The following is an 11,518-nucleotide window of genomic DNA, read 5'->3' as shown; positions in this document are numbered from 1 at the left end:
AGAATCGAACCATAAACGTTAGAGGGCCGGCAGCGTCAATGGTTCGATAGTGAGACGTCAGGGCGGGTTTGGAAAGGCCGGGGTTCAGTCTGTGGCCGGTTCTGCCTGTGAGGCCATGACGTGTTGATGGAGCAGCAGGGCCATGGCCGCCACGCGGCTGACGGCATCCACCGACAGGGTGGCGCCGGTAATACCATCCACCTCACGGGACAGGCTCAGGTCATCCTGCAGGGTCATCCCGACAAATTGCTGACGAAAAAATGCCTGGTGCACTTCCCCGCCCCGAGGTTCGCGGTATACCAACACGTTCAGGTAAGTAATGCCGGCCGGCCCCACGGCCACGGCCAGGGTCATCGGCATGTCCTTGCTTTTCTCGTCGATGATCCAGGTCGTCACGTTCCCCTGCTGCCAGTAACGCAAACGCAGGCCGCGATACCGGTGCCCCAGTGCCGTCTCTACCTGGTCACGCAGGTCGCCACGTAACGGCAACAGAGACATCCCCGGCAATGGCTCGCCATAGACCTGGGACAAAAACGCATCCACCGTCATAAACTCGGTTTCATCATAGCCGCTGATCGCCAATGCCCGCGCACTCATGACAAGCCACAGCGCCGTCATCACCAGATTGATGCCGCGCCTCTTCAATTGACCAGCCGCTCCTTATCGAAGAAGGCTTCAATCAACCACTGGTTATAACCGCCCAGCCGCTCACCTTCCAGACGCGCCTGTGCCTCATGATAAATCGGGTGATACTCCATGCTCTTCGGCATCAACACCTGGGCGGTCCAGGTGGCGCCACGAATCCAGCCATAGTTGAATTTCTGCCACCAGCCATACTTCATGTCGTACTGATCCCGAATACGCGGTGGCAATTCGGCGGCGGTGATGATTTTCTGCCCCCAGAGTGGCGCGATCATCCAGATGGACTTGGCGTCAAACAGGTCTTCCTTCAATTGCATGGCATTGGGCGTTACCGTCAGCTGCGGGCTTGCCCACATGGCACGGTTATAATCCATGAATGCATCCCAGTCTTTAGGCAGCGCGCTTTCCGGAATCCCGAACAACATGGCAAACAGTTTGGTTTCTTCGTAGAACTGATTTTTTTCTTCCGGGGTCAGATCATCTTCCAGCTTTTCGTACATGTGGACGATGGTTTCCCACAGTGTTGCATGCACCCAGATCATGGCGTTGATTTCGTTGGCCCGGTATTCGGAACCCCGGTGGAAAGCACCGGCCTCTTCAGTCATTTCACCGTCAATTTCCTCATGGATATCCCGCACCTGGTTCGCCGAGGCCATCGCCTGGGGCATGCTGCCAAACACCATGCTGGAGATATGATAGAAAGTACGACGAGCCCGCCCCATGGGGTCATTACGCACTTCCGAGTGCTGATCAATACCTGCGGTTACCCAGGGGTGTGCTACCTGCAACAACAGTGCACGACCGGCACCAAAGGCGGGTGGCGCGCTCAAACCATCCAGTTTCCACATCATGGAATCCGGGCCAAAAAGCCCCTCGCGGGGATTGGGCATTTTGTTGTTATGGACCTTGGCCAGCTGTTTACAGAAGTTGGCTTCATCAATCCACAGCGGCAACGGCGCGCTGTCATCCTCCGGCACCAACCGCTTCACCGCATCATCGCTGGCATAGTCATAGGCACCGTCAGGGCTATCCGTTTCCTGATCATCGGCTATGCCCTGATCACAGGGGCTGGTGAGAAACCCGGTTTCCGCTCGCACCAGTTCCAGATCCAGAGACGCGCCCTCAGATTTCATTTCCATATCTGCAGGCAAGCGATAGCCCCCCTGCACGGACATGTAATCCTGGTAAGCAATCTTCCACCCGTTTTCTTCGATGGACTCCGGCAGGTATAGATTCTCCTGATAGATCACCGCATTGGCGGTGGCAGGCAGCCCCCGCACCCAATAGGACAGATCTCCCGCCTGGAGCTGGGCATGCAGGTGCTCAGCCACTTTCTTGGCGCTCGCCCCACCGATCACATCCAGCGTTTCCTCTTGCGGCGCATAGACATTGCCGCTGATCACCGCCTTGGGGGCACCCACTGGATCATCCATCAACACGGCCAGCTGGTAATTTTCTCCCAGCTGCTTGAAGTAAAAATAGCTTTTGCTTTTTATGCCATCCGCACGCAGCACAAACTGACCTTCCACCATCCACTCATTCAGTGTTTCCGGAGAGGTAGGCACATAGCTCGACTCTTGTAGGGAAGAGCAGCCCTGCAGGCCAAGCAGCAGGACCAACAGCATTTTTTTACCCTGTTGAGGCAGCAAGGAGATCATCATCATTCACCTAATTGTTGTTGGTATTCGGGCTGCTTTTATGCGGTTTGTCGCAAGGCTTTCTTGTCGATCTTGCCCACGGAGGTAAGAGGAATGGCATCAATGAAGAAAACCTCTCTGGGTACCTTGTAAGGCGACATATTGGCTTTGCAGAACGTGGACAACTCTGCTTTAAGGTCTGACTCGGACGCCTGATTGTCCGGCATGCGCTGAATATACAGCTGCACCACATCGTTACCCGGCCGGTCATGGTCCGGGCGGCCGACAACTGCGCACATGGCGACCCATGGCAGGCTCTGCACCTTGCTTTCCACTTCCACGGAAAACACCTTGTAGCCGCCGACAATCAGCATGTCCTTGCTGCGGTCACAGACGCGAATAAAACCGTCTTCATCCATGACGCCAATGTCACCGGTGTGCATCCACGTCTGACCATCCATCACCCGCAGTGCCTTTTCAGAGGCTTCCGGCATGGCCAGATAGCCCTGCATGATCTGTGGACCCGCTGCGATGATTTCTCCGGCTTCGCCCAGGGGCATCGGGATATTGCCGTCTTCAGCATCCACGATGCGCACATCCGTGCCCGGCAGCGGAATCCCCACGTGGGCTTCCTTGAAGTGTGATGCCGGATTCAGCGTGATCACCGGGCTGGTCTCCGTCATGCCGTACACTTCGCAAAACTTGCCGGCACCGACCACGCTTTCCAGTTTCTGTACTTCTTCCTTGGCAAACGGTGCGGCACCGGAAATGGCCATGCGCAAGCCGCTGAAATCCAGTGATTTGAAGGTGTCGTTAGCGCACAGCATTTGGTACAACGCCGGCACCGCCGCCAGCACCGTCGGTGTCCGCTTCTGCATTTCGCCAACAAAATGATCAATGTCCCGGGGATCCGGGATCAGCAGGAACGTGGACGCTGTACGCAGGGCATTGAACAACACGGCCGCCCCGCCGATATGAAACAGCGGGAACGCCGAGGCGACGGTTTCTTCACCGGTGCGATAGCCATAGAACACGTTGGCTTGCAGGTTATTCATGAACAGGTTGAACGAACTGAGCCGGGCCCCTTTCGGCATACCAGTGGTGCCACCGGTGTACTGCAGATACAGCACGTCATCCATCGCTACCTTCGTGTTGACCGGATCCGCACTGGACGGCAGGTGATCATGCAACGACATGACATTCACACCGTCCCGGGATTCCTCCACGCTTTCTCCCTGGCCAGTAACCAGATCCATGGGCCCGGACACAATCACCGTGCTCAGGCTTTCAACCTTGCCCAATACCGGTGGAATGGAGGTCTGCCAGAACGGCATCAGCGTCATCAGGATTTTTACTCTGGCATCGCTGGCCTGGTGAATAATTTCCGGCGGAGTCATTAAAGGCGAGATGCTGGTACTGACCATGCCCAGACGCGCCGCCGCAATAAAGGCCACCACATATTGCGGGGTGTTTGGCATCTGCAGGCCCAGCACGTCGCCCGCTTTGGCGCCCTGCGCGACAAACAACGCCGCCATGCGATCAGCCATCTCATCCAGTTGCCGGTAGCTCATGGCATGCCCCAGAAACACCAGCGCTTCGCGATCCGGAAACTGCTCCGCATACCCTCGCACATAGTCCGACAGGGTTTTCTCGGGCAGCTCTGGCAGGGTGTGCCAGTCATAGCCCATCGATTCATAGGTAGACAACCAGGGGCGAGTATCCGACTTCATAAAAAGCACCTTCAGTTATTGCTGTTATAGGCTTCAGGGTGGCGCTGCGCATCCGTGTAGGCTTTGCGGGCCAGTGGAATCAATCGCCACTTTTTCGGTGTCAGGGCATGCATGGTGCGATAAGTGCCACACCACAGACGGAAAAGGCGCTCGTCATTAGTCGTCCAGGGAATATGGAAGGTTTCGCGGAACGCATCGGGCAGCGTTGCGCGCAAATTGAATCGCATAAAGCGCCCCATCACGGCGAGGATCATGCGCCAGGCGGTATCGGGTATCTTGCTGTTTGGGGGCTTGGGGATTTCCAGATAATGCTCGGGGCGCATGAGATCCTGCACCACCGCTCCCCACTCAAGCTTGTCGCGGATCATGCCGTGGAAGTAATCCCAGTATTCGCTCTCCGTGGCGGGCAGGTCCTTGTCACGGATGCCCATCAGTTTTCCCAGTTGCCGCCATTCGGCAAACATCGCATGGCGCTGCCGGGTGGTGGGCGACGTGCCGTAAAGCTCATGCATGCGAAGGGTGGCGTCGTAACCGGTGATGTGCACCCAGCTGTAGGCCTCCGGGTCCAGCGCAAAGTACTTTTTGCCGTGCTTGTCGACGCCCTTGATGGAGCGATGCAGGTCGTACAGTTTCACACCCATCTCGATCGCACGCTGGGGGCGCGCATACACGATGGGCCACAACAATTCCGTGGACCGTTTGGCGCGGCCCCAGGGGTCCGTTTTATAGACGGAGTGTTCCCCCACACCCGCATCAATAATCGGGTGCGCCACCTGCAACACAAAAGCCTGTGGCAGCATCAAATGAAAACGCCAGGAACCGAAATCCTGCCAGGTCAGGGAATCTGGCCCTAAAGGTTGAAGGTCCAGGCGTCGTTCTGTTTGTTCGGCGCTCTGTGTCATGAAACATTCGATCACTGGCTGTGAGACAAATTAAAAAATACGTCTCACGCAGACCGAAAAGCAACCCATGCATACAGCTTTCCGCATTATGTTTAGAACAAAAGGATCAATTACCCGTTACTTTGAGTCAGGAAGAATTGGGTTAGTAAGAGGGTCAGGAAGGCTATCAAGGAGCCAGAAGCGGGCGCAGGTAGTCTTCTGCTACCTGACGAACGCTGGCCGCATCGGCCGGGTTCAATATGCCATCAGGGGACAGCACCATGGATTGCATAAGCCGTAGCATCAGCTCAGCCATGGGCTCCATGGGCTGCTGCCGTATGGCGCCGTTGTCTTGCTCCACTTGCAACAGCCCGGCCAGATAGATGCGAAAGAATCCCATCATTTGCCACAGCCGTTGCGTCAGTAACGGCAAAATGGTTTCCGGTTCCGAGGTCAGCAACCGCTTCAGCAACGGGTGCCGATGGGCTCGGGTTACCGCCAGTACAAAGGACTCTAGAACGCGTTCAAGACCATCGTCCACTTTCTCCAGGTCGCTCTCTATCATCGCCAGTTGCTGCTGGCATTCGCGCAAAATCACCACCTGAATCAACTGGTCCTTGTCCGCAAAGCGGCGATAGGCCGTCGCCCGACCAATGCCCGCCCGGGTCGCCACATCCTCCATGGTGGTACGCCGCAGGCCGAATTCCACAAACAGCGCCAACCCGGCATCGAGAATTTTCTCGTAGGTTTTGTCGCCCTGGGGAACCTGAATATTCTTGAGCAGTGCCTCCGATGCGATATGTTTACGCGACATTCCAACTCCCTGTGATTCAAACCGGATACACGAGCACCCCAAGCGAACGCCCTCATCAGGGGTATATACCTTATGGCTTCCCGGCCCGCAATCATCACACACAGCGGGGGCGGCCAGCCCCCCGCCCCGGCATCGATTCAGGCAGGCTTTACCATCCCCCTTAAATGCACATCGGCGTTACCAAACAGCCCATCCGCTGCGGTCAGACGCTTCACGAAATGGCCCACACCCAGTTCATCGGTCATGCCCATACCGCCATGGATCTGGATCGCTTCCTGACCAATCTTGCGCCCGGCGCGGCCCAACTGGGCCTTCATGGCATGCACGGCCTTATCCGCATCAGCGTGACCTTCCACGTATTTCAGTGTCGACGCCAGCAACAGGGAGCGGGTCTGCTCCATGGCGATGAACATATCCGTCATACGGAACTGCAATACCTGAAACTTACTGATCGGCACGCCGAACTGTTTGCGGGTCTTGGTGTATTCCACCGTATCATCAAGTAATACGGACATGCTGCCCACGCTCTCCGCCGACAAGGCCAGCACGCCTTCCTGCAGAACCGCCTTGGCCACGTCGTAGCCCTTGTTCAATTCACCAATACATGCATCTTGGGACACGCTCACGTCAGCGAAGCGGATTTCCGCACCCTGGCGGCCATCCATCATGCGATGCGGCACACGCTCAATCCCTTCGGCATTGGCATCCACCAGGAGCAGGGACAAGCCCTCCTTTTCACCCGGCTGCCCCCCGGTACGAACCAGCACCACCAGCAGATCGGCCTGATCACCATTCATGACCGATGCCTTGGTGCCATTCAGCACCACATCATTGCCTTTCACTGCGCCCTGAAGGGTCGTGTTTTCCAGGCTAAAAACCCGTTCGTATTCTTCAGCGGCAAACGCCAACTGCAAACGGCCTTCGATCAAGGCGGGAAGGGTTTTCGCTTGCGTCGCAGCATCCGCCCGGCGCAGAAACCCGCCGCCCAACACCACGGTTGCGATATACGGCGACATAATCAAACCTTCGCCCAGAGCTTCTAACAGCACCATGGTTTCCAACGGCCCCATGCCCATGCCGCCGTGTTCTTCCTCAAACGGCACCGCCAGCCAGCCCAGCTCCGCAAGCTGCTGCCAGGTGGCTTCATTCAGGGGCATCAGTTTTTTATTCTGCCGATGGCTTTCCACATTACTGTTGTCACGGACAAAACGTTTGGCACTGTCCGCCAACATCTGCTGCTCTTCACTCAATTGAAAATTCATGACGATCTCTCCTTTATTGGCGGACGTTTACAAACCCAGTACAGCTTTGGCGATGATGCCGCGCTGGACTTCGTTGGAGCCGCCGTAAATGGAGCAGGCCCGAGAATTGAGATAATGAGGCATCGCCGTGAGCGCATATTCCGGCCCGATAACCGGCTGCTCGTCACCGGGCACCAGCGCCTGGGGCTGCCAGATCGTCGCCTGTGCCCCCAGGGTTTCAATTCGCAGCTCCGTGATGGCCTGCAGCAATTCCGTGCCCAGGATCTTGGTCATGGATGACAGTGCGCCAGGGTCCTTGCCAGCTGACAGTGCCGACTTGATACGCATTTCCGTAAATTCCAGAGCCAGCACATCCGCTTCCAGCTGAGCCAGCTTGTACTGCCACACCGGGTCATCCTGCAACGAACCGAACACTGTCTGTTGTCTGGAGGCCATCATCTTGATCTTCTCCAGCTGCACATGAAGGCTGGGAGCATACTCCTGACCTCCACGCTCGAACGTCAGCAGATATTTAGCCACAGTCCAGCCATCGTTTTCTTCACCGACCCGGTTCTTCTGCGGGACGCGGACATTGTCGAAGAATACCTGGCACTGCTCCGGGACTTCATCCAGCCCCACGATGGGCTCAATGGAAATGCCCGGCAGATCCATATCCAGCAACAGAAACGTGATGCCCTGTTGCGGTTTGCCGTCTTTACGGGTGCGCACCAACGCGAACATCTTGTTGGCATGGTGGGCGTAGGTGGTCCAGATCTTGGTGCCATTGATGATGTAGTCATCACCGTCTTTCTCGGCAAAGGTTTTCAGTGATGCCAGATCGGAACCGGCTCCGGGCTCGGAGTACCCCTGACACCAGAAATGTTCACCACTGAGGATCTTTGGCAGGTATTCCTTCTGCTGCTCTTCGGTGCCGCAGCCAATCAGGCAGGGCCCGCACATATGCAGCCCCATGGGTACCAGCGGGGGTGTTTCCGCACGCACCAGCTCTTCGGCGAAAATGGCTCGCTGGGTCACACTCCAGCCGGTGCCTCCAAACTCTTTTGGCCAATGCGGTGCCGCCCAGCCCTTGTCATTCAGGATCGTCTGCCAGGCCATGGCCTCTTTCACCGGTGAAAACACCGATGTCACCATCTTGCCTGCCTCGCGAATTTCATCGGTGAGGTTTTCCTCCAGAAACGTTCTCACCTCATCCCGAAATGATGCTTCCTGTTCCGGCACCTGCAGATCCATGACGCACTCCACTGTTTATAGACTCAATCAGGTCAGTGTACGGGAGGCCATATGAGACACTAATGACGATTCGTGTCACCGGGCTGGCCAAAACCGTCAAAAGCCCGGGAAATCTGTTCCCAATATGCCCCCAGCCAACCCTCAACATTCTCCCACCCACCTGGTTTATACTCCCTCCACATTCAATGAACACGATACGGCGCCCATGAGCATCAACTGGTTCCCCGGCCACATGAACAAGGCCATCCGCGAAATCCGCGACATTCTTCCCAAGGTGGAGCTGATCATCGAAGTGGTAGACGCCCGCCTGCCCTATAGCAGCGCCAACCCGGTAATCGAGCAATTCCGGGCCGACAAGCCCTGTCTCAAGCTGCTTAGCAAAAGCGACCTGGCCGATCCCGCCGTCACCGAACAATGGCTCGCCCATCTGGAACAGGATCCAAGCGTACGCGCCCTGGCCATCACCACCGAAAAGCCGGAACAAATCCGCAAGCTGGTGGATACCGCCCTGAAAATGGCCGGCAAGCGGACCGACCGCGCCACCAGCGTTACCGCCCTGATCACCGGCATTCCCAACGTGGGCAAATCCACCCTGATCAACAACCTGGCCAGCCGCATCATCGCCAAAGCGGGGAACGAACCGGCGGTGACCCAACGCCAGCAACGCATCGACCTGCGCAACGGCCTGGTGCTCATCGACACCCCCGGCATCCTCTGGCCGAAAATCGAAAACCCGGACAGTGGTTACCGCCTCGCCCTCTCCGGCGCCATCAAGGCCACCGCCATGCAGGAAGACGACGTGGCCCTGTACGCCGCCGAATACTTAATGCAGGCCTACCCGGAGTTAATGAAGGAGCGCTTCAAACTGGAGACCCTGCCGGATGAAGGCGTACCTTTCCTGGAAACCATCGGCAAGCAACGCGGTTGTATCGGCAAAGGCGGCCACGTGGACTTTGACCGCACCGCCGCTCTGCTCATCAACGAGTATCGCAGCGCAAAGCTCGGCCCCATCACCCTGGAAACCCCGGCCATGGCGGAGAAGGAGCATGTAAAGGTGGCAGAAATCCGGCGCAGGAAAGAAGAGGAAAAAGAGGCAAAGAAAAAAGCACGTAAAGCGGCGTATAAAGCGAAAGGGAAGCCCTGACTGATGCGCTTCAAGTTCTTTATGCACCGCACAAAGCCCCCGGTGAAGTACTCTGTACGCTGACACCAGGCACAAAAAAGCCCGACTGTTTCCAGCCGGGCTTTTTTGTATCTCGATTGGTCGGGACGGGAGGATTCGAACCTCCTACCCCTTGCACCCCATAAAGGTTACAGCTTGTCCGTCGCCGTCCAACAGAATCTACAAACCATTAAATATCAGTAAGTTAGTTAAAAATACATCTTTGCATTGTCCAACAACGTCCACTAGAATCCACCGAAAGCGATTGAGAAACGGTGACGGAACGGTGACGGAACGGTGACGAGATTTCGGAGCATACATGGGCATCATCACAGATAGACACCTCACTCCAAAAGAGCCCAAAGATGCCTGGCTAACCGAAGACGGCCCACGTGGGCATGGTCGATTCATGGTCAGACTTCAGCCAAACGGGAAGCATCTCTTCTACTTCCGTTACAGTGACCAGACAGGTAAACGCCAGTTTCACCCGCTTGGAGTTTACTCACGCACTGGCACCACCGGGCTCACTCTCAAGCAAGCCCGCACCCAAGCCAGCGAGTTATCGCGGCTCTACGTCTCAGGCATCAAGAACATTGGAGAGCACCTTAACTCAGAACGGGCCGCTCGAGAGGCCGCTAGGCAAGCAGAGCTATCACGCCTTGAGCAAGAAGCGGCACAAAAAGAGGCCGAGGCCGCTGCACTGGCTTCTCGGCAAACCGTTTCCCAGCTCTTTGAGCGATGGATGGAAATTGACGTGTCACACCGGAAAGACAAGGGTACAGAAGTCCGGCGCATGTTCGAGAAGGACGTTCTCCCCCTCATTGGCCAAGTCTTTGTCGCAGACATCCGTAAAGGGCACATCACTCAGGTGACAGATGCCATGGCGGCACGGGGTGTCACCCGCATGGTGAAAGTCGTATTCAGCCTGATGCGACAGATGTTCCGCTTTGCCGTGGACCGAGACATCATTGAATTCGACCCCAGCAGCAGTATTCGGAAAGCCAAAATCGGAGGTAAGGAGACTGAACGTGACCGAGTGCTATCCGAGGACGAGATTCGACAACTGACAAACGCCCTACCCTCTGCCAACCTGCTGAAAACCTCTGAATTGGCTGTCTGGATAGCACTTTCCACCTGTTGCCGCATTGGTGAACTTCTGGCGGCACGCTGGGAGTATATTGACCTAGAGCAAAGAACTTGGCTTATTCCTGCCGAAAACAGCAAGAACGGCAAGCCTCATCAAGTACACCTGTCAGCCTTTTCTGTCAGTTTCTTCCAACAGCTGCAGGAAATGACAGGCCTGTCCCCATGGTGCTACCCGAACAGAGCGGAAACCGGCCCTCTCTGCTCAAAAACCATAACCAAGCAGCTTTCTGACCGACAGCGCCCGTCAAATAGTGGCACCATGAGCAATCGCACTAACAACGCGCAAGCTCTTTGTTTACCCGGTGGCAAGTGGACACCTCACGACCTTCGCAGAACCGGCGCAACCATGATGACCGCTCTAGGCGTACTTCCTGAAGTCGCAGAACGCTGCCTGAACCACACCGAAGAAAATAGGGTTAAAAGGACCTATCAACGCCATAGCTATACCAAGGAATGCAGCGAGGCTTGGGAGAAATTGGGCTCCCGGCTCCAGGATCTGACAGAACCAAGATGATAGCTGATGCGTTAAATGAGAGTTTTCGCTCCAAGTGACATCTAGAGCTCAACTAAGCATTCAGGCTACCTACTCTTTCTATGAAGAATATACTCACATATTTGACCCACGCCTAAATAACACGCCTATTATTGAATTCTGACAGCCAGCAATCGACATTAGTCTAAACAGGATTGGGCTATTTTCCGCAAAATAGTCGCTTTCCTCACCATAGATCAATTCCCCAGCGTTTTACCAAGAAAGCAAGCAGAGCAAAACAAAACACGGTCAAAAAAGCTGACACTAATAAAGCCAGCCAAAATCCCCAGCGCTCAAGCATTGCTGGGAATAAGGCGAACATGGGCAGCGTTGGGAGCACATACCAAAAGGTATACCAAGCATGATTGGCCAGTTTGGCAGTGGGTTGGCCCTCAAAATAAAGCCACACCAAGACCATTAGTGTAACGACAGGCAGTGACGCCAATAGCGCCCCCACCCTATCACTCTGCTTAGCCAGCTCG

General features: G+C 55.9%; 10 protein-coding genes. 2 read left to right on the top strand and 8 right to left on the bottom strand.

Annotated features, from left to right (window positions below; translation table 11 throughout):
- Positions 1-84: 84 nt before the first annotated feature.
- The 7 genes from F1529_RS10730 to F1529_RS10700 form a co-directional block, all read right to left on the bottom strand.
- Complete coding sequence (locus F1529_RS10730; RefSeq protein WP_155134594.1) at positions 85-645, bottom strand: FMN-binding protein; 561 nt, start codon at positions 643-645, stop codon at positions 85-87.
- Positions 642-2,267 (bottom strand): lipoprotein insertase outer membrane protein LolB, encoded by a 1,626-nt coding sequence (locus tag F1529_RS10725; RefSeq protein WP_230457768.1) that lies wholly within the window; start codon positions 2,265-2,267, stop codon positions 642-644. Before F1529_RS10725 ends, F1529_RS10730 begins: the two co-directional genes overlap by 4 nt.
- A gap of 71 nt (positions 2,268-2,338) precedes the next feature.
- Positions 2,339-4,009 carry a class I adenylate-forming enzyme family protein gene (locus tag F1529_RS10720; RefSeq protein WP_230457767.1) on the bottom strand — a complete coding sequence of 557 codons (1,671 nt, stop codon included), beginning with the start codon at positions 4,007-4,009 and terminating at the stop codon, positions 2,339-2,341.
- Positions 4,010-4,020: 11 nt separating this feature from the next.
- Positions 4,021-4,911, bottom strand: a complete 891-nt coding sequence (locus F1529_RS10715; RefSeq protein ID WP_155134588.1) for an oxygenase MpaB family protein — start codon at positions 4,909-4,911, stop codon at positions 4,021-4,023.
- Positions 4,912-5,077: 166 nt separating this feature from the next.
- Positions 5,078-5,704, bottom strand: a complete 627-nt coding sequence (locus tag F1529_RS10710; RefSeq protein ID WP_007149012.1) for a TetR/AcrR family transcriptional regulator — start codon at positions 5,702-5,704, stop codon at positions 5,078-5,080.
- Between the two features lie 137 nt (positions 5,705-5,841).
- A complete protein-coding gene (locus F1529_RS10705; protein WP_155134585.1) occupies positions 5,842-6,966 on the bottom strand; it encodes an acyl-CoA dehydrogenase family protein in 1,125 nt (374 codons plus the stop codon).
- Positions 6,967-6,993: 27 nt separating this feature from the next.
- Positions 6,994-8,196: an acyl-CoA dehydrogenase family protein gene (locus F1529_RS10700; RefSeq protein WP_155134582.1), complete on the bottom strand. Its 1,203-nt coding sequence runs from the start codon at positions 8,194-8,196 to the stop codon at positions 6,994-6,996.
- A gap of 205 nt (positions 8,197-8,401) precedes the next feature.
- Here F1529_RS10700 and ylqF point away from each other — a divergent pair, with 205 nt between their 5' ends.
- Both ylqF and F1529_RS10690 read left to right on the top strand, forming a co-directional pair.
- Positions 8,402-9,340: a ribosome biogenesis GTPase YlqF gene (gene ylqF, locus F1529_RS10695; RefSeq protein WP_155134579.1), complete on the top strand. Its 939-nt coding sequence runs from the start codon at positions 8,402-8,404 to the stop codon at positions 9,338-9,340.
- A gap of 337 nt (positions 9,341-9,677) precedes the next feature.
- Positions 9,678-11,018: a site-specific integrase gene (locus F1529_RS10690; RefSeq protein WP_062817548.1), complete on the top strand. Its 1,341-nt coding sequence runs from the start codon at positions 9,678-9,680 to the stop codon at positions 11,016-11,018.
- A gap of 205 nt (positions 11,019-11,223) precedes the next feature.
- Here F1529_RS10690 and F1529_RS17535 read toward each other — a convergent pair.
- The coding region (locus F1529_RS17535) for a DUF3147 family protein (protein WP_196220397.1) at positions 11,224-11,518 on the bottom strand (295 nt) is incomplete at its 5' end.

Origin of the sequence: Alcanivorax sp. VBW004, assembly GCF_009718865.1 — a bacterium.
Lineage (GTDB): Bacteria > Pseudomonadota > Gammaproteobacteria > Pseudomonadales > Alcanivoracaceae > Alcanivorax.
The sequence above is the reverse complement of the archived record's forward strand: the minus strand, read 5'-3'. Positions and strand labels throughout refer to the sequence as shown.